Source organism: Pantoea sp. X-Soil-ISGK-275 (genome assembly GCF_059730795.1).
Genome location: NZ_AP035976.1, coordinates 997,830 through 1,023,677, shown reverse-complemented (window position 1 = coordinate 1,023,677; position 25,848 = coordinate 997,830). Strand labels below are relative to the sequence as shown.

Genomic DNA, 25,848 nt, shown 5'->3' with positions numbered 1-25,848 from the left:
GGAATCCCGGCCAAGAAACTTGGCTTAAAAAATATGCAAGGGGGAAAAGGTTGCGCGAGATTATAAGGATCTGACGCCTCAAAAACCAGCATCTGTCTTACTGGTTGCAGGTTTTTAGCGCGCCTGATTACGCACCCGGCGAGAAACAGTGATATTCTCAGGCCCATCACGTCAGATGCTCTGACGACGATTTTTACTGGAAACCCGCGTGCGTGCGGTCTGTCCGCCACGCTGACACAGGAGATGCATGGTGTCTGAATTGTCGCAACTTTCACCCCAACCGCTGTGGGATATTTTTGCCAAAATCTGTTCCATTCCGCACCCTTCTTACCACGAAGAAGCACTGGCCGAATACGTTGTCGGCTGGGCAAAAGAGCAAGGTTTTTGGGTTGAGCGCGATCAGGTTGGCAACATCCTGATTCGTAAACCCGCGACCGCCGGTATGGAAAAACGCACGCCGGTGGCGCTGCAGGCGCACCTTGATATGGTGCCGCAGAAGAACAATGACACGGTGCACGACTTCACCAAAGATCCGATTCAGCCGTACGTTGATGGCGAATGGGTGAAAGCGCGCGGCACCACGCTGGGCGCAGATAACGGCATTGGTATGGCGTCTGCGCTGGCGGTGCTGGCTGATAACAGCCTGATCCATGGCCCGATTGAAGTGCTGCTGACCATGACCGAGGAATCGGGTATGGACGGCGCCTTTGGTTTACAGCCGAACTGGCTGCAGGCCGACATTCTGATCAACACCGACTCGGAAGAGGAAGGTGAGATCTACATGGGTTGCGCCGGTGGTATCGACTTCATCACCACCCTGCCGCTGACGCGTGAAGCGATTCCTGCGGGCTATGAAACCCTGAAGCTGACGCTGAAAGGCCTGAAAGGCGGTCACTCCGGTGCCGACATTCATCATGGTTTGGGCAACGCCAACAAACTGCTGGCACGCTTCCTCGCGCTGCACGCGCGTGAACTCGATGTGCGTCTGATCGAATTCACCGGCGGTACGCTGCGTAACGCCATCCCGCGTGAAGCTTTCGCTACGCTGGCGATCGACAGCCATAAAGTTGACGAACTGAAATCGGCTGCGGCCCATTTCCAGGCAACGCTGCTGAACGAACTGGGCATGAAAGAGAAGAACATCGCCGTCGTCGCTGAGTCGCTGGCGCATCAAGGCCGGGCGCTGAACGCTGACAGCCGCGATCGTTTCCTCAACCTGCTCAACGCCACACCAAACGGCGTAATCCGTAACTCCGACGTAGCGAAAGGCGTGGTGGAAACCTCGCTCAACGTTGGCGTGGTGACTATGGATCAGAGCAATGCCGAAATCATCTGCCTGATTCGTTCACTGATCGATACCGGCAAAGATTGGGTGGTTGAAGTGCTGACCTCGCTGGCCGATCTGGCCGGGGCGAAAAGCGCACCTAAAGGCGGTTATCCGGGCTGGCAGCCTGATGCCGATTCACCGGTAATGGCGCTGACGCGTAAAACCTACGAAGCGCTGTTTGGCAAAACGCCCAACATTCAGGTGATTCACGCCGGTCTGGAGTGCGGTCTGTTCAAGAAGCCGTATCCGAACATGGATATGGTTTCGATTGGCCCAACCATCACCGGCCCGCATTCGCCGGATGAACAGGTTCACATCGAAAGCGTGGGTCTGTACTGGAAACTGCTGACCGCGCTGCTCAGCGTGGTGCCAGAAAAAGCGTAAAGTTTACGCGATGATGACAACCAGGCTGCGGCCTGGTTTTTTTATGCCTGCGGGTCAAGATTGTTTGGTCACCCTAAATGGCGACCCTACAAAACTGTCGTAGGGTCGCCATTTAGGGTGACCGCCTTTTTAATGCCATGCCAATCGCCAGCACAATCCTCTAAGAGTTGTCTTACCACCCGCGCATTTCACCAGCGCTGACTCGCCCGCCAGTTTTAGCTATCGGTATATCCAGATGTCTGGATGGCTAATAACATTCCGTGCTAGCTTATGCCCTTTCGTTCGTTGCCCAGCGTGATGGTTCGGGAAAAAATGCCCCCAACTCAACTAATTAAAGGCCCGGCTCAATGAGTGCAATCAACCGCCTGGAGATGCGTAATATCTCCATTGCCTTTGGCGGTTTCGCCGCGCTAGCGCAGGTGGATTTTCTGACCGAAGGCGGCTCGGTGCACGCGTTAACCGGCGCTAACGGTGCCGGTAAATCCACGCTGATGGCGGTGCTGGCTGGCGCACACGATCATTACAGCGGTGAGATTCTGCTGGATGATGTGCCGGTAAATATTCGTTCACCGCGCGATGCCAAAAAGCTCGGCATTCATCTGGTGCAGCAGGAAGTGGATGTGGCGCTGGTGCCACAGCTCAGCGTGGCAGAAAACATTCTGCTCGATCGTTTAGCCGAACCGGGTCACGCCTATAACTGGCGCGAGATTCGCCGCCAGGCGCGTACTTTACTGGCGCAGTTGGAAGTGAACATTGACGTTAATCGTTTAGTGGAGCGCTGCTCGCTGGCGGAGAAACAGCAAATCCTGCTGGCGCGCGCCCTCTCCCATCACTGCCGCTTCCTGATCCTGGATGAACCCACCGCGCCACTCGACCAGCATGAGAGCGAGCGCCTGTTTACCGTGGTGCGCCGCTTGCAATCCAGCGGCATTGGCGTGGTGTTCATCTCGCACCGCATTCACGAACTGAAAGCAATTTGCGACCGCTTAACGGTGCTGCGCGATGGTCGTCTGATCGAAAGCAGCCCGATGGCGGCGCTGAGCGGCGAGCAGATCGTGGAGAAAATGTTGGGACATCGGCTCGACGATGTCTTTCCCCCGCGCCGCGCCCGAACGCCACAGCCGCTGCTGCTGTCGGTGGAAGGCTTACATGACGATCGGTTACTGCAGGATATTTCGCTGCGTCTGCATAAAGGCGAAATCCTTGGCATCGCTGGTCTGGCGGGCGCCGGTAAAACCGAGCTGTGCAAAGCGCTGTTTGGTGCCAGCAAAAGCCGTGTGACGCAGGGTGAACTGCACGGCAAACCGTGGCGACCGCGTTCACCGCATGATTCAGTAGAAAACCGCATGGCGCTGGTGCCGGAAGAGCGCCGCAAAGAGGGCATTTTCATCGATGAACCGGTGAGCATGAACCTGAGCATCAGCGCAGATAATAGCTTCTCGCGCTGGAGCCTGTTTGGTCATCGTCAGGCGTGGCGTTGGGCGGAAGAGGTAATTCAGCGCCTGAATGTACGCACCACCGGACCGGGGCAAATTCTGCGTCGCCTGTCGGGTGGCAACCAGCAGAAAGTGGCGATTGGCAAATGGCTGCGCAACAACGCCGATGTGCTGATTTTTGATGAGCCGACGAAAGGCGTCGATATCAAAGCCAAAACCGATCTGTTCACGCTGATCGATGGCTTAGCGCGCGAAGGCAAAGGCATCATTTATGCTTCGGGCGAGTTTTCTGAATTGGTCAGTCTATGCGACCGAATTTGTGTGCTCTGGGATGGGCGCATTGTGGCAGAGATGGAGGGCACAACAGCCACAGAAGAGGCACTTTTGCTTTATTCCACCGGAGGAACACCTGCGTGAGCAGCAAAGAACTATCCCTAAACCCGCAGCCTTCTCTGCGCCATCAGCTGTTTGATTTCCTCTATAAGTGGGGCATGTTGCTGACGGTGGTGATTCTGATTGCCGCATTTGGTCTCGCTTCGGACAGCTTCCTCGAGCCGACCAACATCATCAACATATTGCGTTCCATCGCCATCGTCACGGTGATTGCGATTGGCGTGTCGATTTCGTTGACAGTGGGCGGCTTTGATTTGTCGGTGGGATCCACCGCCTCGCTGGCCAACGCGCTGGTGATTTCGCTGTTCGTCTGGCACGGCTTTGGCACCACTGAAGCCATTATCATCACATTGTTGCTGTGCACCCTGGTTGGCTTGTTCAACAGCTTCCTGATTGTGGTGCTGCGCATTCCCGACATGCTCGCCACCCTCGCCACGCTGTTTGTGATTCAGGGCGTGGCGATGACCTACAGCTTTGGCGGCTCCATTACCGAGAATATGGTGCTGCCGAGCGGCGACATGGCCGAAGGCACCATTCCTGCAACCTTTGGCCTGCTCGGCCAGGTGCCGACCATCGTCATTATCATGCTGGTGGTCACCATTGTGGCGCAGCTGGCGCTGTCGCTGACCAAGCATGGCCGTCGTATGTATGCGCTGGGCGGCAATCCTGAAGCGGCGCGTCTCTCCGGCATTCGCACCACGCGCTATCGCGTATTGGCGTATGTGCTGGCCTCTCTGCTGGCTGGTCTGGGCGGTATTCTGCTGGCGTCACGTATCGGCTCTTCGCAGGTGAATGCCGGCGGCGGTTATCTGATGGATGCCGTAGCCGCGGCGTGGATCGGCTTCTCGCTGGCCGGTTCGGGTAAACCCAATGCGCTGGGTACCTTGGTGGGCGCGATCATTCTTGGTGTGTTGCAGAACGGGCTGGTGATGTTGTCGGTGCCCTATTACGCGATGGACATTATTAAAGGTCTGGTACTGGCGCTGGCGCTGGCGATGACTTACATCCAGCGCCGTTAAGGCGCGTTTAATCAGAAAGAGATCATAATGAAAAAAATTACCCGTTCGCTGCTGGCGGTTAGCCTGCTCAACGCCAGCGCCGCCTTCGCCGATGCCACTGTGCCTGCGGTTATCGCTAACCATGAAGGCCCGGTACGTATCGCCATCATTCGCAACCTGGGCTCCGACGATAACACCACGCAGTTTGTTGCCGGTGCGATTCAGCAAGGCCGCCAGCTGGGCTTTAAGGTCAGCACTTTCCTCAGCAATGGCGACGATGCGCGTTTCCAGGATTTCGTTAACCAGGCGATTAGCCAGAAATATGACGGCATTATTCTGTCGCACGGTAAAGATCCCTATTCGACTGCGCTGGTGCAGCGTATCGCCGCTGCGGGCATCAAGCTGTCGGTGTTTGATACGCCGGTTAATACACCGGTAGAAGACGTCACCGTGACGGCGCAGGATGATGCTTCTTTGGCTCAGGAATCGCTGGGACAGATCGTTAAAGATTTCAACGGCAAAGCCAATATCGTCAAGCTGTGGGTGGCAGGTTTCCCACCGATGGAGCGTCGTCAGGTAGTGTATGAAAAAGTGCTCAAGGAGAATCCAGGCATCCATCAATTGGAAACCATTGGTGCCGTTTCCTCTGACGTGCAAGGCGACACCGCCAATAAGATTGGCGCAATTCTGGCGAAATACCCGAAAGGTAAGATTGATGCAATTTGGGGGGCATGGGATGCCTTTAGCCAGGGCGCATATAAAGCCCTGCAGGAGAATGGCCGTACCGAGATCAAACTGTATAGCATCGACGTATCCAATCAGGATCTGCAGTTGATGCACGAGAAAAACAGTCCTTGGGTGCAAACCGTGGCGGTGGATCCAAAAACCATTGGCGCGGTGAATATGCGTTTGGTAGCGAACAAGATTGCAGGCGAAACCACACCGGCGACTTACGAGTTTAAAGCGTCATCAATTTCCCAGCAGCAGCTGAACAGCCAGCAAGGCGCGGTCAATGTGGCGTCGCTGAATAAGATCATTCCAGGCTGGGGCGAGAACAGCGATTTCATTGCGCCGTGGTTTGCGACGCTGGAAGCGAAGTACGGTAAGAAGTAGTTTTCCCTCACCCTAACCCTCTCCCACAAGTGGGAGAGGGAACCCATCGGCGCGTTTTGCTTTCAGGCGCGCACAATCTCACAACCCCAATACCAACTGCCGTTCCAGTTGCGGATCCACCATCGTGACATGCAATCCCACCAGTCGTACGCCGCGCCCAGCTCGGCGTTCATCCCATGCCTGGCGCGCAACCGCGATCATGTCGTCCTTATTAAGCACCGGCCAGACGTGCTCCTGCGTGGTTTGCTGGAAATCATTGAATTTGAGTTTCACCCCTTGCCGGGCGATCTGCTTATCCGGCTTGATGGCGGTTAAGCGACGATCCAGCTCGGCATAGAGAAAATCAATAATCTCCAGACACTGTTCCCAGCTGTGAATATCTTCCATCAGTGTGCGCTCAACGCCGAGCGATTTGCGTTCGCGCTCGACCACCACATTGCGCTCATCCACGCCATTGCTGCGCTCCCACAAGATACGGCCAAACTTGCCAAAACGTTTAAGCAGCAAAGCCAGATCGGCACGTTGCACATCGGCGCAGGTGCGCAATCCCATCTCTTCCAACTTTTTGGTCGCCACTTTACCCACGCCAGGAATTTTGCTTAGCGGCAGCGTCAGTAAAAAATCGGACATTGCATCAGGTGTAATCACAAATTGCCCGTTGGGTTTGTTGAGATCGGAAGCGATCTTGGCGAGGAACTTGATCGGCGCGATCCCGGCGGAAGCGGTTAACCCGGTTTCACGCAGAATATCGGCACGAATTGCCTGCGCCATTAATGTGGCCGAACCATGGCAGTGCAGGCTATCTGTCACATCCAGATAAGCTTCATCGAGTGAAAGCGGTTCAATCAACGAAGTGTAACGCGAAAAGATGTCGCGGATTTGGTGCGAGGCTTCTTTATACGCATCAAAGCGGCCAGGCAGCAGCCGCAGATGCGGACAAAGTTTCAACGCCATGCCGGTTGGCATCGCGCTACGCACGCCATATTTACGTGCTGGATAGTTCGCGGTGCTGATCACGCCACGCCGTTCACGGCTGCCGCCAATCGCAATGGGGATATCGCGCAATGACGGATCATCGCGCATTTCCACTGCTGCGTAAAAGCAGTCCATATCGACATGAATGATTTTCACGTTTGCCACTAATCCAGTATCAATCGAGACCTCAATATAGTACTGGATATTTGTACAGATGCAAAAGTATTGGCAATGCTAAAAAGCAAGATTAAAACAGGCGACGAATCTCCATGCCCTTATCGGTTCTCTTTATCTCAAGACGTTTATTTTGCGGGTGCTGAGCGATACCGAGTTCACCGAACATATCGACTTCATAGCCTAAAGCACGCTTTAGCAAATTGAGCAGACGATTACGTTTGGGGATCAGGCCTGGCAGATAATCGCCCCAGACTTCGAACAAAATGGCGGGATAACCTGAGCTCCCCAGCCACAGACGTGCACCTTTAAGCACCTCCAATTCGAGCCCTTCGACATCGATTTTAACCAGGTGCGCCGCGGGCAATTTCAGGCTATCGATGGTAGCAATGCGCACGGATTCACACGTGGTGATGTCAGTGCTGAGCATCTTCTGCTGCGCACGAATATCAGCATCCAGCGACAGCGCCCCAACATTCACTTCGTTTTGCATATCCAATACCGGAACGTCAATTTCCCCATTGACATCACCAATTGCCATCTGCATAGCATGACAGTGAAACAGCTGATTGCTGAACAGATTGGCACACAGTTGATAGTACACCTGGCGTTGCGGTTCAAAGGCATACAAGATGCCACCTTTAGTGCGAATATGATCGCCCATCGGTACCGACCAGGCACCTAAGTTCGCCCCCACATCGACCAATACCGGACGCTCAATACCTTCAATCAGCAATTGTGCAATTTGCAGCGTTGTTGGCTCCCATGCTTTGCCGCTGCGTAAGTGTGCATTGATCATGTCAGGACCGGACGACAACATGTAGTGCAGGTTTTCCACCTGATAAAGGGACGGGCGAGTGACGAGATCCATGAGTTTTTTACCTGTTGAAAATGACTGGCGCAGTATAGATACGCCATCGTTTTCAACACCCAAGACATGTCTTATTACTCGTCAGGATTAAATCGTTTTGAAGCCAAGCGTAAAAAGGCGATTTTTTTTGTCCATCTAATTAAAGTTTACAAATTAGTGGTCGTATTCCTTTTAGGAACGCGCCATTTTCTCGGACACTGGCTTGATTAAAAGCCAGACAATGTTAATGTTGCGCTGCGATAGCGGATATTTCCGATAATGCAATACCCGGACGCTTAGCGTCATCGTCTCTCTTCAATTCAAGGTATCTACAGAATGGGCAGAATCGCATTAACGCTTGCGATGATTCTTATGCCGGTCCTTAGCTGGGCAATTAACCCCGAGCCGACGCAACCGCTGGCTCCGGTGAGCAAAGAGTTAAAGAAACAACTAATTGGCACCCCCGTTTTTATTCAGATTTTCAAGGAAGAGCGTACGCTGGAACTGTACGGCAAAATCGGTAATGAATATCGTCTGCTGGACAGCTATCGCATCTGTAATTTCTCTGGCGGTTTAGGACCTAAACGTCGTCAGGGCGATTTCAAAAGTCCGGAAGGCTTTTATAACGTCAAGCTGAATCAGTTGAAACCGGATAGCCGTTTCTATCGCGCTATTAATACCGGTTTCCCGAATCAATACGATCGCGCTAAAGGTTATGACGGCAATTATTTAATGATTCACGGTGATTGCGTATCGATTGGTTGCTACGCGATGACCAATGCGTCAATGGATGAGATCTTCACCTACACCAATGCCGCGCTGCGCAATGGCCAGCAGGAAATTCAGGTCAACATCTATCCATTCCGCATGACCGACAGCAATATGCAACGTCATAAATACTCGACGTACATTAACTTCTGGCGTGAACTGCAGCCGGGCTATGCGTACTTTGCCAAGTACCGCGTGCCGCCAACGGTGAATGTGACGGCCACCGGCCAATATGCGGTGAACAGCACACCGGTGATCTCTACACCGGATGCTGCTTCGAAATCATTCCTGGCGCTCACCCAGGCAAAATAACGCCCACTCGCCTGGCACTATCCGGTGCCAGGTTTCATTGCCTGTCAGCGGTTGCGTGGCAATCACCGTCACCACATCTTGCGGTGTCGTTTGCTGCTGAAAATCAATTTCCACATCCTGATCAAGCAACGTGGCTTTGCCAAACGGCGCACGGCGCGTAATCCAGTAGAGATTGGTCGAACAAAACGCCATCAGGTAGCGCCCATCCGATAACAGCATGTTAAACACGCCCTTCTCACGCATTTCCGCTGCCAGCTCGGCAATGTAGCGGAACACCGCCGGCCAGTTGCCCGGCGTGCGTGGATAGCGCTCGGTCAGTTTGTGCAGCATCCAGCAGAACGCTTTTTCGCTATCGGTTTCGCCAATCGGACGGAACGGCCCGGTTTCCAGCTGACGATAGCCTTTGAGCTGACCATTGTGTGCGTAGGTCCAGTTGCGGCCCCAAAGCTCACGCGTGAACGGATGGGTATTTTCCAGCGACACTTCACCGCGATTCGCCTGGCGGATATGCGCCACCACCGAATGCGATTTGATCGGGTATTCCTGCACCAAACGGGCAATCGGCGAATTAAAGCTCGGCTGCGGATCTTTGAAGGTGCGGCACCCTTTTCCTTCGTAGAACGTGATGCCCCAACCATCTTTGTGCGGCCCGGTTCCACCGCCACGCTGCACCAGACCGGTAAAACTGAAACAGATGTCCGTGGGGACATTGGCGCTCATCCCGAGCAATTCGCACATAGCAACCGCCTTAAGTTAGATCCTCTCGCACGCGGCGAGAGGAACGCATCATGACTTAACCATCTCTTTTTCAATCAACAGCATCAGGATATGGATCACTTTGATGTGGATCTCCTGAATGCGGTCGGCATAGCCAAAGTGCGGCACACGAATTTCGATATCCGCTGAACCTGCCATCTTGCCGCCATCTTTGCCGGTCAGAGTAATTACTTTCATGCCTTTCGCGCGCGCAGCTTCTACGGCTTTGATGATGTTGGCAGAGTTCCCGGAAGTAGAAAGCCCCAGCAGCACATCGCCTTCGCGACCTACCGCTTCGATATAGCGTGAGAATACATAGTCGTAGCCAAAATCGTTGCTGACGCAGGAGAGATGGCTGACATCAGAAATGGCAATCGCCGGGTAGCCAGGACGGTTTTCACGATAGCGCCCAGTCAGCTCTTCAGCAAAATGCATGGCATCGCAGTGCGAGCCGCCGTTGCCGCAGGAGAGCACCTTACCGCCCGCTTTAAAGCTGTCGGCCAGCAAAACTGCAGCGCGCTGAATCGCGTGAATGTTAGCGTCGTCACTCAGGAAGTTGTTAAGCGTATCGGCTGCTTCATTGAGCTCTGAGCGAATAATGTCCTGATACATAGGGATGTCCTTTAGAGGAAAGATTGACCCGGCAAGTTTAACGGAATGGGACTACGCCGCAAAGCGCCTGCATCCAGTAAAAGCGCGGCGCTTTGAGGAAGTTTGGCAGTTGTTGCGCATCGTGCAACGAATTTGTGAGATGTGTTGTAATTGCGATGTAAACAGATTGATAAATTTTGCCCCATATTCTAAACCTACACCCATAACAGGTCAGACCTCTTACTACTTATGGAGTGGTTCATTATGTTGGTTGCCTCAATCGTTGCGACGCTAATCCTGCTTAGCGTGTTGTTCTACCACCAAATTTCTCTTCAGCTGAGCAGCGTGATTCTGCTGCTGTGGACCGGCGCGCTGGCGGCCGCTGACGTGTGGACACCGTGGATGCTGCTGCCGCTGGCGATCATCCTGCTGCCGTTCAACCTGCCAGTGATGCGCCGCAGCATGTTCTCGAAGCCGGCGCTGCACAGCTTCCAGAAAGTGATGCCGCCGATGTCACGCACCGAAAAAGAGGCGATCGACGCCGGCACCACCTGGTGGGAAGGGGATCTGTTCCGCGGCAAACCGGACTGGCAGAAGCTGCATAACTACCCGCAGCCACGCCTGACCGAAGAGGAGCAAGCCTTTATTGATGGCCCGGTGGAAGAAGCGTGCCGCATGGCGAATGACTTCGAGATCACCCATGAAATGGCCGATATGCCGCCGGAGTTGTGGGCGTATCTGAAACAGCATCGCTTCTTCGCCATGATCATTAAGAAAGAGTATGGCGGCCTCGAATTCTCCGCTTATGCGCAGGCGCGTGTGCTACAGAAACTGGCGGGCGTCTCTGGCATTCTGGCCATCACCGTTGGCGTACCCAACTCACTCGGTCCAGGCGAACTGCTGCAACATTACGGTACCGATGAGCAGAAAGATCATTATCTGCCACGTCTGGCGCGCGGAGATGAGATCCCGTGCTTTGCGTTGACCAGCCCGGAAGCGGGTTCGGATGCGGGCGCCATTCCTGATACCGGCGTGGTGTGCATGGGTGAATGGCAAGGTCAGCAAGTGCTGGGCATGCGCCTCACCTGGAACAAACGCTATATCACGCTGGCACCGATTGCCACCGTGTTAGGCCTGGCGTTCAAACTCTCTGATCCGGATCACCTGCTGGGCGATACCGAAGAGCTCGGTATTACCTGTGCGCTGATCCCAACGCACACGCCTGGCGTAGAGATTGGCCAGCGCCACTTCCCGCTTAACGTGCCGTTCCAGAATGGTCCAACGCGCGGTAAAGACATCTTCGTGCCCATCGATTTCATTATCGGCGGCCCGTCAATGGCCGGTCAAGGCTGGCGCATGCTGGTGGAGTGTCTGTCAGTGGGTCGCGGCATTACGCTGCCTTCGAACTCAACCGGCAGCCTGAAAAGCATTGCGCTGGCAACCGGTGCGTATGCGCACATCCGCCGTCAGTTCAAAGTCTCTATCGGTAAAATGGAAGGGATCGAAGAGCCGCTGGCGCGCATTGCCGGTAACGCCTATGTGATGGATGCTGCCGCGACGCTGATCACCAGCGGCATTATGCTCGGTGAAAAACCAGCGGTGCTGTCGGCGATTGTGAAGTATCACTGCACCCATCGCGGTCAGCGCGCCATTATCGACGCCATGGATATCGCTGGCGGTAAAGGCATTATGCTGGGCGAAAACAACTTCCTGGCGCGTGCTTATCAGGGCGCCCCGATCGCCATCACCGTAGAAGGCGCTAACATCCTCACACGCAGCATGATCATCTTCGGCCAGGGCGCCATCCGTTGCCATCCGTGGGTGCTGGAAGAGATGAACGCCGCAGCGAAAAACGATCTAGTAACTTTTGATCGCGCGCTGTTCAGCCATATCGGCCATGTTGGCAGCAATAAAGTGCGCAGCCTGTGGCTGGGCTTAACCGGCGGTCGCACCAGCGCCACGCCAACCCGCGACGCCACGCGCCGCTACTATCAGCATATCAACCGTTTAAGCGCCAACCTCGCGCTGCTGTCAGATGTGTCGATGGCGGTGCTGGGCGGCAGCCTGAAACGTCGTGAACGCATCTCGGCGCGTCTCGGCGATGTGTTGAGCCAGATGTATCTGGCGTCGGCTACCTTGAAACGTTATGAGGATGAAGGCCGCAACGAAGCTGATTTGCCGCTGGTGCATTGGGGCGTGCAGGATGCGCTGCATCAGGCCGAAGTGGCGATGGATGATTTGCTGCGCAACTTCCCGAACCGCATGGTGGCCGGTGCGCTGCGAATGGTGATTTTCGCCGGTGGTCATCACTGCCCGGCACCGTCCGATAAACTGGATCACAAACTGGCGAAACTGCTGCAATTACCTTCCGCGACGCGCACCCGTTTGGGCCGTGGTCAGTATCTGGCACCAAGCGCACATAATCCGGCGGGTCAGCTGGAGCAGGCGCTGCAGGATGTGATGGCCGCCGAAGTGATTCACGATCGTCTGTGCCAGCAGCAGAAAAAACACCTGTCGTTCACCCGTCTGGATGCGCTGGCGCAGCGTGGTTTGAAAGAGGGCTGGATTGATGAGAATGAAGCGCAGGTGCTGATCCGTGCTGAAGCCAGCCGCCTGAAAGCGATTAACGTCGATGATTTTGCGCCGGAAGCGCTGGCGGTGCCAAAGCCGCAGACGAAAACCAATTCGCGAGCCAGTGAAGCCGCATAAAACACAAAAGCCTCCGCAGGGAGTAATGCCAGTCAGTTAAGCCTGACTGGCATTTTTTCTTTTGGCTGTCGGGTACTTCCAGGGCCTCTCTTTCACCACTCTCGGGAACGACCTCTCCCGTCGCCCCGGCAGTTTGACTATCTGCGCCATCGCGCCCACATTTTTCACCAGTTCCGGGATCCGCCCCGGTAACGCGCCCTCAAGCGTCCAGAGCAGCTTCATTACCCAGGCCGCAGACTCGCTGAAGCTCAGCTGATTAGGCCAGTATCCCTTAAGCGTCGACGCCATTTTTATCATCTGATATCTCACCAGATTATACGCAAGCAGCACGCCCCACAGCTCCTGACGCACCTTCTCCGGTTTTTTGCTGCGCAGCGTCAGCCGGTTATTCTGCAGCCCCTGCTTGATTTCCCGATACCGGAGCTCTCTACTTCGGCGACGGCGCGCACGGCGGCTTCACTGCAGCTGAGTTTGGTGGCGGCGTTCTTAAAATCCTGATCGGTTAGCGTCTGCGACATAACGAATATCCTGTTTGTGTCGCACGTCTTGCGCCAAAGGGGGGGGTTGTTCGTTGAGATTCTATGTCTCTCGTTGTTGTTTTAACAACGCCAATAGCAAAGCGTGATCGTAAAAGCTGTATTGATTACCAACTCTAATTATTTCTGGTTCTGACAATCTGAGGGATGTAACATAAACCTCAGTTACTACATGGATTAAAGGTTAGGGATTAACGATGCCAATTATCGGTAAGATGATTTTGAACGGCGCAGATTTCGTGCCGTTGAATCTGTATGGCGTGGGCGTCTTCATGGCGTTTTCCGGGAAAGGTGCCTACAGAAATATTCCTGCATGTATGGCCGTCCCAAACGTTGGGCCTATCCCACCGGGTAAATACTGGATTGTTGAGCGTGGGAGGGGTGGCCTGCTTTGATGGGCTAAGGCAAAGTCACAGGATTTATATAACCGCGTTTTTAACGGTGCTGAATTTGATCGCGACGAATGGTTTGCTTTATATCGTGACGATCTGAGCATTGATGATGAAACGTGGATTAATGAAGTCAAACGCGGATTATTTCGCCTCCATCCCGGCCGCGTATCTGAAGGATGTATAACTCTCCACCTTAATTCAGACTATGCGCTAATTCGTAATGCCCTTCTGAGAACAGCGCCGATCCCGGTTCCTTGCATGAAAAATTTAATGGCGCGCGGATACATTGAGGTGGTTGCCGGTGGTTATTCAAACACTTGCCCGTAGAGCGGCCAAAGTCGCTTGTTTTCTCGCGCTGATGCTCGTTGTCGCCCGTACTCTGGGCCCGCCAGAGTTATGGTTTAACGAACAATTAGCCTTGAAAATCGGCCAAATGATCTACGGGAATGAAGAGATTGGAGCGGATCGTTTTTACGACATCTATTTCTACATGTCCGTATGCACAGTGATTCCCATCACGGTTGTTATTTACATTTTAACAATGAAGTTAATCAAAAAAATAAGGAGCAAATAAATGCCAATTCCTCCGTATATGTGGCTTAAAGACGATGGTGGCGCGGATATTAGAGGTTCTGTCGATGTTCACGAACGTGAAGGCAGCATTGAAATTATCGGCCTGAGCCACGGTATTAACCTGCCGGTAGACACCGCTAACGGCAAAATAACCGGCACGCGCCAGCATTCATCAATGATGATCGAGAAAGAGGTGGATAGCTCAACGCCTTATCTCTATAAAGCAGCGGCCACCGGCCAGACGTTGAAAAGCGCCGAAATTCGTTTCTACAACATCAGCGATGCGGGCCAAGAGGTGTGCTATTACACCGTGCTGATGGAAAACGTGAAAGTCACCGGCGTTAACTGCGGCGTGGCCAACACAAAACTGTCGGGCAATGACAAGCTGAACCACACGGAAAGCGTCAGCCTGCAGTATGAAAAAATCACTTGGCGTATTGTGGATGGTAATATCCAGTACACGGACGCATGGAACGAACGTCCTTCTGCGTAATCCGTTAGTAATTAACTTTCACTCAGCAAATAAAGTTTTTCCAATGAACTTCGAAGAATTTTATGCCTTGCCACAGTCTGAACGTGACAAAATGATCGCAAGCCCTGATGTTTTTAGCATCGACTTAAACGTTCACACCGATAAGATTGTGCGTGGCCGCCTGGATGACATCAACGCAGGGAAAATTACTGTCATTGAATCGTCCCTTCAGCTGTTACCGAATGAGCCGGGTGTTGAATACATCGTTATGAAGCTAAAAAATCCAGCTTAAACGTGAAATAAATAAAAGCCCCGGAAACGGGGCTAATGCCAGTCAGTTAAGCCTGACTGGCATTTTTTCTTTTGGCTGTCGGGTACTTCCAGGGCCTCTCTTTCACCACTCTCGGGAACGACCTCTCCCGTCGCCCTGGCAGTTTGACTATCTGCGCCATCGCGCCCACATTTTTCACCAGTTCCGGGATCCGCCCCGGTAACGCGCCCTCAAGCGTCCAGAGCAGCTTCATTACCCAGGCCGCAGACTCGCTGAAGCTCAGCTGATTAGGCCAGTATCCCTTAAGCGTCGACGCCATTTTTATCATCTGATATCTCACCAGATTATACGCAAGCAGCACGCCCCACAGCTCCTGACGCACCTTCTCCGGTTTTTTGCTGCGCAGCGTCAGCCGGTTATTCTGCAGCCCCTGCTTGATTTCCCGACACCAGCATCAACCCGCCTGACGAATCCGCGCAATCAGCGCATCCACATCGGCAATATGATCGGCAGCCAGAATCAGCGTGCGTCCTAGCGTGATACAGCTGCGAATACACTCGGTGCGCATGGTCTGATCTTCGATCTGTTTGAAGTCCGCAACGTGAGACATCCCCACCGTGCGGCGGATCAACTCAGTACCGCAATAACCCAAGGTATCGCGCCACACTTTGCGCAGGAAGGATTCGGCATAACCGGGATAAGCCAGCGCCACATCGCGGGTTTTCTCTTTCGCCAATTCCAAAAAGCGGCTGGCAAATTGATTGCACACTTCCTGTACATCGCTCAAACGACGTTCACGCCCTTCTGCCGCCTCACGCGGTGCCAGCAGGCCCGGCAGGCAGCAGTAATTAATCAGCAAATTGCCAATCGCGCTGCCAACGTCAAAACCAATCGGCCCAAAGTAACCGAACTCCGCATCAATCACTTTCAGGCTGCCATCGGCGACAAAGATCGAACCGCTGTGCACATCGCCATGCAGCAAGGCTTCCGCATCAGCGAAGAAGCGATGCTTGAGACCGGCCACGGCGATTTTTAGCGCATCGTCGCTACGCAGGCTGACCACCAGCGATTCCAGCTCCGCAGGATATTTGTTGCGCTCATGATCGATAAACGGATCGTTGAAAAATAAATCTTCGGTGATTTCGCACATTTCCGGATTAATGAAACGCGCCACTTCGGCTTTTTTCTTATGCGGATGCAGGAAGAAATCGGAGGTATGGAACAGCGTCTGCGCCAGATACTCGCCGAGTTGGCGACCGGCCTGTGGGTAATAAGCGCCCTTCACCAGTTCGCTGCGCCAGATACGATGGCTGGAGAGATCTTCCATCACCATCACCGCCAGTTCGGCATCGTAATGGGTGACATTGACGGTGTGCTGCGGACAGTGTTTGTAGTGTTCAATCAACGTCTGCGCTTCGAGACGCGCGCGATCCAGCGTCAACGGCCAGGATTCGCCGACGCAGCGCACATACGGCAATGCCTGCTTCACCACCACACGGCTGCGGCCTTGATTATCGAAAATCTTAAACACCAGGTTAAGGTTGCCATCACCGATCTCTTCGGCGCACACCAGCGCAGACGGATCGTCCACGCCGCCAAATTGTTTCGCATATTCCACAGCATCGGCAGCATTGAACGTACGGTATTGCGACATTGCCTGTTCCTCGATTATCGATAGTAATAAGCCGTTCAGACGTCTATACATCCGTTACGCATGTTGGCACAATAGCCAGCATTAACGCAACAGGGATTTCACACCATGCAAACACTTCGTACCACCAGCCTTGAGGTCCGCGATAATCAACTGTGGATCCTTGACCAGCAAGCGCTGCCACAGCAACAAAACTGGCTGCCTGCGCACAGTGTCGCGCAGTTGGTTGAACATATTCACGCCTTGCGCGTGCGCGGTGCGCCGCTGATTGGTCTATCAGCCAGTTTGCTGCTGGCGCTGCTGGGCGAGCAAGGCGCAGCGCGCACGGAATTAGCGGCAGCGCTGGAGGTGCTTCGCGCAGCGCGCCCAACGGCCGTGAACCTGATGAATAATCTGGATCGCATGAAAGTGGCGTTGGCCGAAAGTGATTTCGTTGCAGCGCTGAGCAGCGAAGCGCTGCGTCTGGTGTCCGAAGATAAGCAACTGTGTGACAACATCGCGCGCGCGGGCAGCACGCTGGTGAAACCGGGCAGCCAACTGCTGACGCACTGCAATACCGGCGGGCTGGCGACTGCGGGCGTCGGCACGGCGCTCGGCGTCATCTCCTACGCTCATCAACAAGGTCTGGTGAAAAATGTCTGGGTGGATGAGACACGACCGCTGCTGCAAGGTGGTCGCTTAACCGCATGGGAGCTGGGTGAGCTAAACATTCCTTATCAGCTGATTACCGATTCGATGGCCGCCAGTTTAATGGCGCGCGGCGTGGTCGATGCTATTTGGGTCGGCGCGGATCGTATCGCGGCGAACGGTGATGTCGCGAACAAAATTGGTACCTATAGCCTGGCCGTGCTGGCGCACTATCACCGCATTCCGTTCTACGTCGCCGCACCGCACACCACGCTGGATCGGCAATGTCCGAACGGCGATGCCATCCCTATTGAGCAGCGCGCCGCCAGCGAAGTGACCGGCGTATCAGGCAGCTTTGGTAGCGTGCAGTGGGCACCGCAGAATGCGGCGGTTTATAACCCGGCCTTTGATGTGACGCCAGCGGCGTTGATTAGCGGTTGGGTGCTGGATACTGGCGTGGTGACGCCAGCGCAGGTAAAGGAAGGGATTTTTCAGCCGTAGGGTAATGGGTAATGTGCGGTTGAGAAAAAAGGTCGTCATGAATGACGACCCTACAATCACGCTAAGCGCGGATACGCATCGGCAATCTTGTCGCCGGTGAAATTCGCCACCCAACCTTCCTGATTATCGAAAATACGGATTGCGGTAAAGTGCGGCTCAGAACCCATATCAAACCAGTGCGCTGTGCCAGCAGGCACTGAGATCAGATCATTCTTCTCACACAAAATCTGATACACCTCGCCATCCAGATGCAAGCAGAACAGCCCTGAACCTTCAACAAAGAAGCGTACTTCATCTTCGCTATGCGTGTGTTCGTTGAGGAACCTGGTGCGCAGCACCTCTTTCTGCGGATTATCCGCCCGCATGCTCAGCACATCCCAGCTCTGATAACCCTTCTCGGCCACCAGACGATCAATCGCATGTTGATAGGCTTTGATCACCGTCTCTGCATCGGGATTCGCACCCAGATCGCGATCGGCTTCCCAGCGTTCAAAGCACACGTTTTTCGCGTTGAGACGATCGCGAATCGCTTCGGCATCGGTGCTGTGCCACACCGGTTGATGGGCTTCGGTATCGGTAAAAATGGTCAATGCACTCATGTTAAATCGACTCCGGTTTAATCTGGGAAAAATCGGTGACCTGGTGATGACGACTGGCGTTATCCGCCTCGCCACGAATTAACTGCACGGTATGCCAGCCCGCATCCGCTGCTGCATCCAGCTCCTGATGAATATCTGACAGGAACAGCAATGACGCAGGCGCAAGGCCGATTTTTTCGGCGATATTGCGATACGATTGCGCCTCACGTTTCGCGCCGACGCCGGTATCAAAATAGCCGCTAAACAGCGAGGTTAAATCACCTTCATCGCTGTAGCCAAATAACAGTTTTTGCGCGGCGACCGATCCCGAGGAATAAACATACAGGCCAATCCCCTGCTGCTGCCAGCGCTCAAAAGCCGGCAGAACGTCGGGATAAAGGTGACCGGTAAACTGGCCTTCCACGTAGCCGGCGCGCCAAATCATGCCCTGCAAGGCTTTAAGGCCCGGCGATTTGCGATCCTCATCGATATAATTCGTGAGCGTGGTAATCAGCTCCTCCAGCGAGGCCTGAGGCGCAGCGGACTCTTCACGCACCGCGTTAAGTGCGGCGGCGACGTTTTCATCTGCGTGATATTCCCGCACGTACGCTGCTAAATGCTGGCGCGCATAAGGGAATAACACCTGATGCACAAACTGGATATCGCTAGTGGTGCCTTCAATATCGGTAACAATGGCGCGAATCATTTGGCCTCCAGCAGGCGACGTTGCAGTTCACATTCAAACAGGAATTCCAAACCTTCCAGATGGCGACGCGCTTCGTTCACGTCCTTGCCCCAGCAGGTCAAACCGTGGCCGCGCAGCAGAAAACCATATTGCAGCGGCGTATCGGCGGCAAAAGCTTCGATGCGCTGCGCCAGTGCCGAAACGTCCTGATCGTTATCGAACAAGGGGATGGCAACGGTATTTAGGTGCGTCTGCTGCCCGGCCAGGGTTTTCTGCATCTCATAGCCGCTGAGCAGCAATGCATCGCCCTTCTCCACCCGCGACAGCACCGTCGAGTTAACCGTATGCGTATGCAGCACCGCGCCCGCCTGCGGAAAAAGACGATAAATCAAAGTATGCAGGCCGGTTTCCGCCGATGGCGTGCGCCCCGATGGCACCGCGTTGGTGGCGATCTCAACCTGGATAAAATCATCACGCGTCAGGCTGCCTTTATCTTTGCCGGACGCACTCAGCAGACAATACTCCGCGTCCTGCCGCACCGACATATTACCGCCGGTCGCGGGTGCCCAGCCTTTGCCACCAATCCAGTGGCAGGCGGCCACTAAATGTTCCAGTGGAAGAAAATCCGTCATAGCGATATGCAGGCTCCGCAGGTTAGTTTAGACGTCTAAGCGTCTCGATTGCCAAATATTAACATCCTGTTTATAGTGGCAGCAACACAGGGTTTCTCCGCAACGACATTCGCGCTTAAGGCCACAAAACAATGACGCAGCACAACCTGATCCCCGAGAGCAAATTACCGGCGCTCGGCACCACCATCTTTACGCAAATGAGCGCGTTAGCGCAGCAGCACAACGCCATCAACCTTTCGCAAGGCTTCCCCGATTTTGACGGTCCACGCTATTTGCAGCAGCGTCTGGCTTATCACGTGAGTCAGGGCGCGAACCAATATGCACCGATGATTGGCACGCTGCCACTGCGCGAAGCGATTGTGGCGAAAACAGCTGAGCTTTACGGCCACACGCCTGACGTCAACAGCGACGTCACCGTCACCGCCGGTGCCACCGAAGCGCTTTACGCCGCGATTACCGCGCTGGTGCGTCCGGGCGATGAAGTGATCTGCTTCGATCCCAGCTATGACAGCTACGCGCCTGCCGTGCAACTGGCGGGCGGCGTGCTGAAACGCATCGCGCTCCAGCCGCCGGGCTTCCGCGTTGACTGGTCAGAATTCCGCAGCCTGCTAAGCGCCAAAACGCGCCTGGTGATTCTGAATACGCCGCACAACCCTTCCGCCACCGTGTGGCGCAAAAGCGATTACGCTGAACTGTGGCAGGCGATTGCCGAGCAGGAAATCTATGTGCTGAGCGATGAAGTGTACGAGCACATCTGTTTCGCCGCAGAGGGCCACGCCAGCGTGCTGGCGCATGCTGAACTGCGTCAGCGTTCGATTGCGGTATCGTCATTTGGCAAAACCTTCCACATGACCGGCTGGAAAGTGGGTTACTGCATTGCACCGGCGGCGATCAGCGCTGAGATCCGCAAAGTGCATCAGTATCTGACCTTCTCGGTGAACACGCCGGCGCAGCTAGCGATTGCCGATATGCTGCGTCAGGAGCCAGAGCACTATCGTGAACTGCCAGAATTCTACCGGGCGCGCCGCGATCGCTTTATTCAGAAGCTCTCCGCCAGCCGTTTCAAAGTGCTGCCGTGTGAAGGCACTTACTTCCTGCTGGTGGATTACAGCGCGATTTCCGATCTGGATGACGTGAGTTTCTGCCAGATGCTGACCAAAGAAGTCGGTGTGGCGGCGATTCCGCTGTCGGTTTTCTGCGCCGAACCCTTCCCGCACAAGTTGATTCGCCTGTGCTTTGCCAAACAGGAAGCGACGCTCGACGCCGCAGCGGAGCGCTTATGTCAGCTTTGAAAATTACCGTTCTGCAGGAAACTCTAAGCTGGATGGATGGCGCAGCCAACCTGCGTCATTTTGATGGCGTGCTGAAAGGCATCGAAGGTCGCGACATCATTCTGCTGCCGGAGATGTTCACCACCGGTTTTGCTATGGAAGCCGCCGAAAGTTCGCTGCCGCAGGATGAAGTTGTCGCCTGGCTACACGCGCACGCGCAAACCAGCAACGCGCTAGTCGGCGGCAGTGCGGCAATCCAGACGGAAAAAGGCGCGGTGAACCGCTTCTTGCTGGTCGAGCCGAACGGCACGCTGCATCAGTACGACAAGCGTCATCTGTTCCGCATGGCCAATGAACATCAGCACTATGTGGCGGGTGAAACGCGCGAAGTGTTTGAGTGGCGCGGCTGGCGTATTCTGCCGCAAATTTGCTACGACCTGCGCTTCCCGGTGTTTTCGCGCAATCACAACGACTACGATCTGGCGCTGTATGTCGCCAACTGGCCGGCTCCGCGTGCGCTGCACTGGCAGTCGCTACTGTTAGCCCGTGCGATTGAAAATCAAGCTTACATCGCCGGTTGCAACCGTGTCGGCAGCGATGGCAATCAACATCAATACAGTGGCGACAGCCGAATTATTTCGCCGCTGGGTGAGATTCTTGCAAGCGGTGAGCCTTTTGCGCGTGCGCGTCTTGATGCGGAGTTGTCTCTCGAAGAGCTGCAAGCCTACCGTGAACGCTTCCCAGCGTGGCGCGATGCGGATGGTTATACGCTGAAGTAACCTCCTTGCCGCGTGACGGTGCGCGGCAAATCCTCTCACCTATTTAAACCCCTCAAAATCATGTTTCCTGGTTGGAAACAAGGTATTGTTGCGCTATGATGTTTCCATGTTGGAACATGTCGAGGGAATGATGCACGTTATCTCAAGGAAAGTGTTCACAGAAGCGACACGGAGATTTCCAAATGATGCAGCAGCATTGGATGCCACTTACAGAACTTTAAATGGCAACGATTTTGCCGATCCAGATGCGCTCAGAGCCTATTTTCCAAGTCTTGACCGAATGAAATACCGGGCGAAATGGTGGGTGATTAATGTAGGTGGAAATAATCTCAGAGTGATGTTTTTTGCTGATTTTATAGCCCAACGAATCTTCATTAAACATGTTGTAACGCATGCCGAGTATGACAAATGGGTAAAGCATTATCGGGAGAAAAAAGAATGATCGCCGAAGCCATCAAGGCCAGCAACAATTTGATTAAAGTCGTCCCGTTGCTGGGCGGAAGTAACTCGAAAGCTGATTATGAACAGGCGTTAGAACTGGTGGAGTATCTGATTGAACATCAACCTGATCACCCGCTGATTGAAATGCTCACCGATAAAGTGGCGAAATATGAAGATAGTGCACCGGAGTTTGCTGCGTTCAACGCGCGTATCACCGCATTGCCTGGTGGTGTAGCGTTACTGCGAGTGTTAATGGATCAACACAACCTCAACCAGTCATCCTTTGTGAATGAAATTGGTCAGCGTTCTTATGTGAACCGAATTTTGAAAGGAGAACGTTCGTTGACAGACAAACACAAAGCCGCGCTGGCTAAACGCTTTAACCTGCCCTTCGAAGCATTTCGCGAAGATTAAAAGTTTAAGCCGCAGCAGAGAGTCCGCTGCGGCTTTTTTAGATTACAGCTCGAAGCGATCCAGATTCATCACTTTGGTCCATGCGGCGACGAAGTCGGTGACGAACTTCTGCTTCGCATCGCTGCTGGCGTATACCTCGGCCAGCGCACGCAGGATAGCGTTCGATCCAAACACTAAGTCGGCACGTGTGGCGCTGAACTTAACTTCACCATTCAGACGATCGCGACCTTCAAACAGCTCTTCGCTCTCGTCGGTGGCTTTCCACGCGGTGCGCATGTCGAGCAGATTGACGAAGAAGTCATTGCTCAGTACGCCAACGCGATCGGTGAACACGCCGTGCTGGCCGCCGTCGAAGTTAGTGCCGAGAACACGCAGACCACCAATCAGCACCGTCAATTCTGGCGCGCTCAGCGTCAGCTGCTGTGCTTTATCTAACAGCAGTGTTTCGGTTGAAGAACCTTTCGGGCTGCGACGATAGTTGCGGAAACCATCGGCCAGCGGCTGCAGGAAGTTGAATGACTCAACGTCGGTTTGATCCTGACGCGCATCCACACGGCCCGGCGTAAACGGCACTTGCGTTGCCACGCCAGCGGCTGAAGCGGCCAGTTCGATACCTACGCTACCCGCCAGCACAATCACATCGGCCAGCGACGCTTTGCCTGATTCCTGCTGAATTTTCTGCAAGGTTGGCAGCACATCGTTGATTACGCTGGCATTCACCGCCCAATCTTTTTGTGGCGCTAACGCCAGACGCGCGCCGTTAGCGCCGCCACGTTTATCGCCACCACGGAAGGTTGAGGCCGAAGCCCAGGCCACAGAAACCAGCTGGCTGACGCTCAAACCTGAAGCAGCAATGCGCGCTTTAATCTCGCTGATATCAGCCGGCGTTGGCTGATGAATCGCCTGCGGTAATGGATCCTGCCACAGCAGATCTTCCTTCGGCACTTCCGGACCGATGTAACGCGCTTTTGGTCCCATATCGCGGTGCGTCAGTTTGAACCACGCGCGGGCAAAGGCTTCATTGAACGCCTGCGGATCGTTGAGGAAGCGGCGCGAAATCTTGCCGAACTCTTCGTCAAAACGCAGCGTCAGATCGGTTACCAGCATGGTGGGTTTACGTTTTTTCTCCGGATCAAACGGATCCGGGATAATCGCTTCCGCATCAACCGCTTCGAACTGGATTGCGCCCGCTGGGCTGTGCGTCTGCACCCATTCGTATTTGAACAGGTTCTCGAAGAAGTAGTTGCTCCACTGCGTTGGGGTTTGCGTCCACACCACTTCCAGACCTGAAGTGATGGCATCTTTACCCACGCCGCTGCCGTAGCTGCTGGTCCAGCCAAGGCCCTGCGCTTCAATCGGTGACTCTTCCGGATCCACGCCAACATGGCTGGCTTCTGCCGCGCCGTGGGTTTTACCCAAGGTATGACCACCAGCAATCAGCGCCACGATCTCTTCGTCGTTCATGCCCATGTTGCCGAAGGTGGCACGAATCGCTGGCGCCGCTGATTTCGGATCGCCGCTGGCTTCCGGACCTTCCGGGTTGACGTAAATCAGGCCCATTTCGGTGGCGCCCAGCGGAGCATTGGCAAGCGCTTCTGGATGGCGATGCGCCAGCCATTCGGTTTCGTGGCCCCAGTCCACATCCATATCCGGTTCCCACACGTCTTCACGACCGGCACCAAAGCCGAAGGTGCGGAAGCCGGCGTTTTCCAGCGAGACGTTACCCGCCAGGATATAGAGATCGGCCCAGGAAATTTTCTGACCGTACTTCTGCTTCACCGGCCACAGCAGGCGACGCGCTTTATCGAGGCTGACGTTATCCGGCCACGAGTTCAGCGGCGCAAAACGCTGCTGACCGCGACCTGAACCGCCACGACCATCAATGGTGCGATAAGTACCCGCGCTGTGCCACGCCATGCGAATGAACAGCCCAATATAGCTGCCCCAGTCGGCTGGCCACCAGGATTGCGAATCGGTGAGAAGTGCGCGGATATCGGCTTTTAATGCGGAGTAATCCAGCTTGCTGAATTCGTCGCGGTAGTTGAAGTTGTCACTGAGCGGGTTGGAACGGTTGGAATGTTGGTTTAACAGATCGACGCGTAACATATTGGGCCACCAATCGCGGTTGGATGTCCCGCCACCGGCGCCACGCGCCAGAACACTTTTCTCTTCAGACGCCCCGTGATGAAAGGGGCACTTGCCTGCGGCTGCTGCATTATCGTTATTGTCGTGCGTGCTCATGTTTATCGGCTCCATTGGCTTCATATTGCTTTCTATTATGCGACTAAGATTAGCCGCACTTTCGCCAGGAATATATTTGGATGAACCGAAGGTTTTGATAGTTGCTGGCTTTCAAGCGCAGCGCGTGATGCGCTTCGCAAAAACAGGTCGCCATGAATGGCGACCCTACAATCAGCTGCCGCGATAGGTCGACCACGACCACGGCGAGATGAGAAATGGCAGATGATAATGGCTGCCTGTGGCACCAATCACGAAATCGATTTGCGCGCTCACGTAAAGCGCATCGCGCCCTTCGGCAGCAAAATAGTCGCCGATCTCTGCCGTCAAACGGTAATGCCCCGGCGCCAGCGGTTCGGGCGTCAGATCTTTGATGCGTCCGTCGCTGTCGGTTTTGCCTTCCACCAGCGGCAGCCAGCCTTCTGGGCTGTTTTGCTCGAGCGAAACCGCCACGCCAATCGCCGGTTTGCCCAGCGCGGTATCGAGAATATGCGTCGTAATGGTGCTCATGTGATGCTCTCCTTCAGCCGCAACAGGGTAATTTCTCGCAGCTGCGCCAGCGCTTCACGCTGTTCACTCGCTACATCGTTGTTAAGCCGACGCTGCAATTCCGCAAGCATCTCTCCGCCGCTGCGCCCTTTGGCGCGAATAAGAAACACCCGGCCAAACCGCTGCTCATAGGTTTGATTGCCCGCCAGCATCGCCAATTGCAGCGCGCCGTTCGCCTGCTGCATCGCCGACTGCTCACTGCGCGACAGCGTGGCTTCTTTATCCGCGCCTGCCACTTTGTCGCCGATGCGCGGATGGGCACTCAGCGCCTGCTCTAGATCAGCGGCTTGCCACCGCTGCGCCAGGCGATCTGCTTCGGCCTGTAACGCCGCAACGTCGGCATAGGGCCGCGCCGCCACCAGCGCCTGTTGCCAGCCGGGAATCGCTACGCAGTGGGCAATCGCCGCCTGCGCGGCTTCGGGTGACAACTGATTAAAACTGACCAAATCCAT

26 protein-coding genes and 3 pseudogenes are annotated in these 25,848 nt (G+C 54.6%); 15 read left to right on the top strand and 14 right to left on the bottom strand.

The window, feature by feature from the left end; genetic code table 11:
• Positions 1-250: 250 nt before the first annotated feature.
• The 4 genes from pepD (at position 251) to AC6I8A_RS04615 (ending at position 5,651) form a co-directional block, all read left to right on the top strand.
• A complete protein-coding gene (gene pepD / locus AC6I8A_RS04630) occupies positions 251-1,711 on the top strand; it encodes a beta-Ala-His dipeptidase (RefSeq protein WP_497818932.1) in 1,461 nt (486 codons plus the stop codon).
• A gap of 347 nt (positions 1,712-2,058) precedes the next feature.
• Positions 2,059-3,564 carry a sugar ABC transporter ATP-binding protein gene (locus AC6I8A_RS04625; protein WP_497818099.1) on the top strand — a complete coding sequence of 502 codons (1,506 nt, stop codon included), beginning with the start codon at positions 2,059-2,061 and terminating at the stop codon, positions 3,562-3,564.
• Positions 3,561-4,559, top strand: coding sequence for an ABC transporter permease (locus tag AC6I8A_RS04620; protein ID WP_256695713.1), 999 nt, complete (start codon positions 3,561-3,563; stop codon positions 4,557-4,559). Before AC6I8A_RS04625 ends, AC6I8A_RS04620 begins: the two co-directional genes overlap by 4 nt.
• Before the next feature lie 27 nt (positions 4,560-4,586).
• A complete protein-coding gene (locus AC6I8A_RS04615; RefSeq protein ID WP_497818098.1) occupies positions 4,587-5,651 on the top strand; it encodes a sugar ABC transporter substrate-binding protein in 1,065 nt (354 codons plus the stop codon).
• Between the two features lie 78 nt (positions 5,652-5,729).
• On the opposite strand, the gene dinB is transcribed toward AC6I8A_RS04615, so the two are convergent.
• Positions 5,730-6,782 (bottom strand): DNA polymerase IV, encoded by a 1,053-nt coding sequence (gene dinB, locus AC6I8A_RS04610; RefSeq protein WP_265299917.1) that lies wholly within the window; start codon positions 6,780-6,782, stop codon positions 5,730-5,732.
• Between the two features lie 91 nt (positions 6,783-6,873).
• Positions 6,874-7,671, bottom strand: coding sequence for an FkbM family methyltransferase (locus AC6I8A_RS04605; protein ID WP_256695710.1), 798 nt, complete (start codon positions 7,669-7,671; stop codon positions 6,874-6,876).
• A gap of 315 nt (positions 7,672-7,986) precedes the next feature.
• On the opposite strand from AC6I8A_RS04605, the gene dpaA reads away from it, so the two are divergent.
• Positions 7,987-8,730 (top strand): peptidoglycan meso-diaminopimelic acid protein amidase, encoded by a 744-nt coding sequence (gene dpaA / locus AC6I8A_RS04600; protein ID WP_154153769.1) that lies wholly within the window; start codon positions 7,987-7,989, stop codon positions 8,728-8,730.
• On the opposite strand, the gene AC6I8A_RS04595 is transcribed toward dpaA, so the two are convergent.
• Together AC6I8A_RS04595 and lpcA are read right to left on the bottom strand one after the other, a co-directional pair.
• Positions 8,701-9,468, bottom strand: a complete 768-nt coding sequence (locus tag AC6I8A_RS04595) for a class II glutamine amidotransferase (RefSeq protein ID WP_479486693.1) — start codon at positions 9,466-9,468, stop codon at positions 8,701-8,703. The two genes, dpaA and AC6I8A_RS04595, sit on opposite strands and share 30 nt — an antisense overlap.
• 48 nt (positions 9,469-9,516) lie before the next feature.
• Complete coding sequence (lpcA, locus tag AC6I8A_RS04590; protein ID WP_256695708.1) at positions 9,517-10,098, bottom strand: D-sedoheptulose 7-phosphate isomerase; 582 nt, start codon at positions 10,096-10,098, stop codon at positions 9,517-9,519.
• Between the two features lie 243 nt (positions 10,099-10,341).
• Between lpcA and fadE the strand changes: the two genes are divergently transcribed.
• Entirely contained in the window at positions 10,342-12,786 is a 2,445-nt protein-coding gene (fadE, locus tag AC6I8A_RS04585) for an acyl-CoA dehydrogenase FadE (RefSeq protein ID WP_497818097.1), read from the top strand.
• A gap of 36 nt (positions 12,787-12,822) precedes the next feature.
• Here fadE and AC6I8A_RS04580 read toward each other — a convergent pair.
• Together AC6I8A_RS04580 and AC6I8A_RS04575 are read right to left on the bottom strand one after the other, a co-directional pair.
• Positions 12,823-13,212, bottom strand: a pseudogene (locus AC6I8A_RS04580) (IS4 family transposase); the annotation flags it as partial.
• Positions 13,164-13,304, bottom strand: a complete 141-nt coding sequence (locus AC6I8A_RS04575; RefSeq protein WP_256695706.1) for a hypothetical protein — start codon at positions 13,302-13,304, stop codon at positions 13,164-13,166. The gene AC6I8A_RS04575 and the pseudogene AC6I8A_RS04580, both read right to left, overlap by 49 nt.
• Positions 13,305-13,519: 215 nt before the next feature.
• Here AC6I8A_RS04575 and AC6I8A_RS04570 point away from each other — a divergent pair.
• The 4 genes and pseudogenes from AC6I8A_RS04570 (at position 13,520) to AC6I8A_RS04555 (ending at position 15,051) form a co-directional block, all read left to right on the top strand.
• Positions 13,520-14,041 (top strand): annotated as a pseudogene (locus AC6I8A_RS04570) (DUF2778 domain-containing protein).
• The gene (locus AC6I8A_RS04565) at positions 14,016-14,288 is read left to right on the top strand and encodes a hypothetical protein (protein ID WP_256695705.1); all 273 of its coding nucleotides are present in this window, start codon (positions 14,016-14,018) and stop codon (positions 14,286-14,288) included. Before AC6I8A_RS04570 ends, AC6I8A_RS04565 begins: the two are co-directional and overlap by 26 nt.
• Positions 14,289-14,780 (top strand): Hcp family type VI secretion system effector, encoded by a 492-nt coding sequence (locus tag AC6I8A_RS04560; protein WP_101762526.1) that lies wholly within the window; start codon positions 14,289-14,291, stop codon positions 14,778-14,780. It begins immediately after the preceding gene.
• 43 nt (positions 14,781-14,823) lie between these two features.
• On the top strand, positions 14,824-15,051 hold the full coding sequence (locus AC6I8A_RS04555) for a hypothetical protein (protein WP_256695703.1): 228 nt from the start codon (positions 14,824-14,826) through the stop codon (positions 15,049-15,051).
• A gap of 46 nt (positions 15,052-15,097) precedes the next feature.
• Here AC6I8A_RS04555 and AC6I8A_RS04550 read toward each other — a convergent pair.
• Both AC6I8A_RS04550 and mtnK read right to left on the bottom strand, forming a co-directional pair.
• Positions 15,098-15,475, bottom strand: a pseudogene (locus tag AC6I8A_RS04550) (IS4 family transposase); the annotation flags it as partial.
• Between the two features lie 9 nt (positions 15,476-15,484).
• Positions 15,485-16,684 (bottom strand): S-methyl-5-thioribose kinase, encoded by a 1,200-nt coding sequence (gene mtnK / locus AC6I8A_RS04545; protein ID WP_497818096.1) that lies wholly within the window; start codon positions 16,682-16,684, stop codon positions 15,485-15,487.
• A gap of 105 nt (positions 16,685-16,789) precedes the next feature.
• Here mtnK and mtnA point away from each other — a divergent pair, with 105 nt between their 5' ends.
• The gene (gene mtnA / locus AC6I8A_RS04540; protein ID WP_265299932.1) at positions 16,790-17,809 is read left to right on the top strand and encodes an S-methyl-5-thioribose-1-phosphate isomerase; all 1,020 of its coding nucleotides are present in this window, start codon (positions 16,790-16,792) and stop codon (positions 17,807-17,809) included.
• Positions 17,810-17,865: 56 nt separating this feature from the next.
• Here the strand turns inward: mtnA and AC6I8A_RS04535 are convergent, their stop codons facing one another.
• Genes AC6I8A_RS04535 through AC6I8A_RS04525 form a run of 3 tightly spaced genes read right to left on the bottom strand, consistent with a single transcriptional unit; the run spans position 17,866 to position 19,704 of the window.
• Positions 17,866-18,408, bottom strand: coding sequence for a 1,2-dihydroxy-3-keto-5-methylthiopentene dioxygenase (locus tag AC6I8A_RS04535; protein ID WP_497818095.1), 543 nt, complete (start codon positions 18,406-18,408; stop codon positions 17,866-17,868).
• A gap of 1 nt (position 18,409) precedes the next feature.
• Complete coding sequence (gene mtnC, locus AC6I8A_RS04530) at positions 18,410-19,093, bottom strand: acireductone synthase (RefSeq protein ID WP_265299937.1); 684 nt, start codon at positions 19,091-19,093, stop codon at positions 18,410-18,412.
• Positions 19,090-19,704, bottom strand: coding sequence for a methylthioribulose 1-phosphate dehydratase (locus AC6I8A_RS04525; RefSeq protein WP_293793527.1), 615 nt, complete (start codon positions 19,702-19,704; stop codon positions 19,090-19,092). Before AC6I8A_RS04525 ends, mtnC begins: the two co-directional genes overlap by 4 nt.
• A 131-nt stretch (positions 19,705-19,835) precedes the next feature.
• Here AC6I8A_RS04525 and AC6I8A_RS04520 point away from each other — a divergent pair, with 131 nt between their 5' ends.
• The 4 genes from AC6I8A_RS04520 (at position 19,836) to AC6I8A_RS04505 (ending at position 22,609) form a co-directional block, all read left to right on the top strand.
• Positions 19,836-20,996, top strand: coding sequence for a pyridoxal phosphate-dependent aminotransferase (locus tag AC6I8A_RS04520; RefSeq protein WP_497818094.1), 1,161 nt, complete (start codon positions 19,836-19,838; stop codon positions 20,994-20,996).
• Complete coding sequence (locus AC6I8A_RS04515; protein ID WP_479486686.1) at positions 20,984-21,754, top strand: amidohydrolase; 771 nt, start codon at positions 20,984-20,986, stop codon at positions 21,752-21,754. Before AC6I8A_RS04520 ends, AC6I8A_RS04515 begins: the two co-directional genes overlap by 13 nt.
• A gap of 130 nt (positions 21,755-21,884) precedes the next feature.
• Complete coding sequence (locus AC6I8A_RS04510; protein ID WP_256698373.1) at positions 21,885-22,196, top strand: type II toxin-antitoxin system HigB family toxin; 312 nt, start codon at positions 21,885-21,887, stop codon at positions 22,194-22,196.
• Complete coding sequence (locus AC6I8A_RS04505; RefSeq protein WP_256695694.1) at positions 22,193-22,609, top strand: helix-turn-helix domain-containing protein; 417 nt, start codon at positions 22,193-22,195, stop codon at positions 22,607-22,609. Before AC6I8A_RS04510 ends, AC6I8A_RS04505 begins: the two co-directional genes overlap by 4 nt.
• Positions 22,610-22,651: 42 nt before the next feature.
• Here the strand turns inward: AC6I8A_RS04505 and katG are convergent, their stop codons facing one another.
• The 3 genes from katG to uraD all read right to left on the bottom strand — a co-directional run bounded on the left by katG (position 22,652) and on the right by uraD (position 25,848).
• On the bottom strand, positions 22,652-24,850 hold the full coding sequence (gene katG, locus AC6I8A_RS04500) for a catalase/peroxidase HPI (protein WP_154195080.1): 2,199 nt from the start codon (positions 24,848-24,850) through the stop codon (positions 22,652-22,654).
• A gap of 171 nt (positions 24,851-25,021) precedes the next feature.
• Positions 25,022-25,357: a hydroxyisourate hydrolase gene (gene uraH / locus AC6I8A_RS04495; RefSeq protein WP_008105232.1), complete on the bottom strand. Its 336-nt coding sequence runs from the start codon at positions 25,355-25,357 to the stop codon at positions 25,022-25,024.
• Positions 25,354-25,848: a 2-oxo-4-hydroxy-4-carboxy-5-ureidoimidazoline decarboxylase gene (gene uraD, locus AC6I8A_RS04490; protein WP_497818093.1), complete on the bottom strand. Its 495-nt coding sequence runs from the start codon at positions 25,846-25,848 to the stop codon at positions 25,354-25,356. The genes uraH and uraD overlap by 4 nt, the downstream gene beginning before the upstream one ends.

Excerpts from the sequence above, each read along its gene's own strand:
- lpcA (WP_256695708.1), bottom strand. The coding sequence starts at position 10,098 with ATGTATCAGGACATTATTCGCTCAGAGCTCAATGAAGCAGCCGATACG.
- mtnK (WP_497818096.1), bottom strand. The coding sequence starts at position 16,684 with ATGTCGCAATACCGTACGTTCAATGCTGCCGATGCTGTGGAATATGCG.
- mtnC (WP_265299937.1), bottom strand. The coding sequence starts at position 19,093 with ATGATTCGCGCCATTGTTACCGATATTGAAGGCACCACTAGCGATATC.
- AC6I8A_RS04575 (WP_256695706.1), bottom strand. The coding sequence starts at position 13,304 with ATGTCGCAGACGCTAACCGATCAGGATTTTAAGAACGCCGCCACCAAA.
- dpaA (WP_154153769.1), top strand. The coding sequence starts at position 7,987 with ATGGGCAGAATCGCATTAACGCTTGCGATGATTCTTATGCCGGTCCTT.
- AC6I8A_RS04615 (WP_497818098.1), top strand. The coding sequence starts at position 4,587 with ATGAAAAAAATTACCCGTTCGCTGCTGGCGGTTAGCCTGCTCAACGCC.
- AC6I8A_RS04525 (WP_293793527.1), bottom strand. The coding sequence starts at position 19,704 with ATGACGGATTTTCTTCCACTGGAACATTTAGTGGCCGCCTGCCACTGG.
- AC6I8A_RS04605 (WP_256695710.1), bottom strand. The coding sequence starts at position 7,671 with ATGGATCTCGTCACTCGCCCGTCCCTTTATCAGGTGGAAAACCTGCAC.
- uraD (WP_497818093.1), bottom strand. The coding sequence starts at position 25,848 with ATGGATTTGGTCAGTTTTAATCAGTTGTCACCCGAAGCCGCGCAGGCG.
- AC6I8A_RS04505 (WP_256695694.1), top strand. The coding sequence starts at position 22,193 with ATGATCGCCGAAGCCATCAAGGCCAGCAACAATTTGATTAAAGTCGTC.
- AC6I8A_RS04555 (WP_256695703.1), top strand. The coding sequence starts at position 14,824 with ATGAACTTCGAAGAATTTTATGCCTTGCCACAGTCTGAACGTGACAAA.
- AC6I8A_RS04520 (WP_497818094.1), top strand. The coding sequence starts at position 19,836 with ATGACGCAGCACAACCTGATCCCCGAGAGCAAATTACCGGCGCTCGGC.
- AC6I8A_RS04595 (WP_479486693.1), bottom strand. The coding sequence starts at position 9,468 with ATGTGCGAATTGCTCGGGATGAGCGCCAATGTCCCCACGGACATCTGT.
- AC6I8A_RS04515 (WP_479486686.1), top strand. The coding sequence starts at position 20,984 with ATGTCAGCTTTGAAAATTACCGTTCTGCAGGAAACTCTAAGCTGGATG.
- fadE (WP_497818097.1), top strand. The coding sequence starts at position 10,342 with ATGTTGGTTGCCTCAATCGTTGCGACGCTAATCCTGCTTAGCGTGTTG.
- AC6I8A_RS04510 (WP_256698373.1), top strand. The coding sequence starts at position 21,885 with ATGCACGTTATCTCAAGGAAAGTGTTCACAGAAGCGACACGGAGATTT.
- AC6I8A_RS04625 (WP_497818099.1), top strand. The coding sequence starts at position 2,059 with ATGAGTGCAATCAACCGCCTGGAGATGCGTAATATCTCCATTGCCTTT.
- uraH (WP_008105232.1), bottom strand. The coding sequence starts at position 25,357 with ATGAGCACCATTACGACGCATATTCTCGATACCGCGCTGGGCAAACCG.
- AC6I8A_RS04560 (WP_101762526.1), top strand. The coding sequence starts at position 14,289 with ATGCCAATTCCTCCGTATATGTGGCTTAAAGACGATGGTGGCGCGGAT.
- katG (WP_154195080.1), bottom strand. The coding sequence starts at position 24,850 with ATGAGCACGCACGACAATAACGATAATGCAGCAGCCGCAGGCAAGTGC.
- AC6I8A_RS04535 (WP_497818095.1), bottom strand. The coding sequence starts at position 18,408 with ATGAGTGCATTGACCATTTTTACCGATACCGAAGCCCATCAACCGGTG.
- mtnA (WP_265299932.1), top strand. The coding sequence starts at position 16,790 with ATGCAAACACTTCGTACCACCAGCCTTGAGGTCCGCGATAATCAACTG.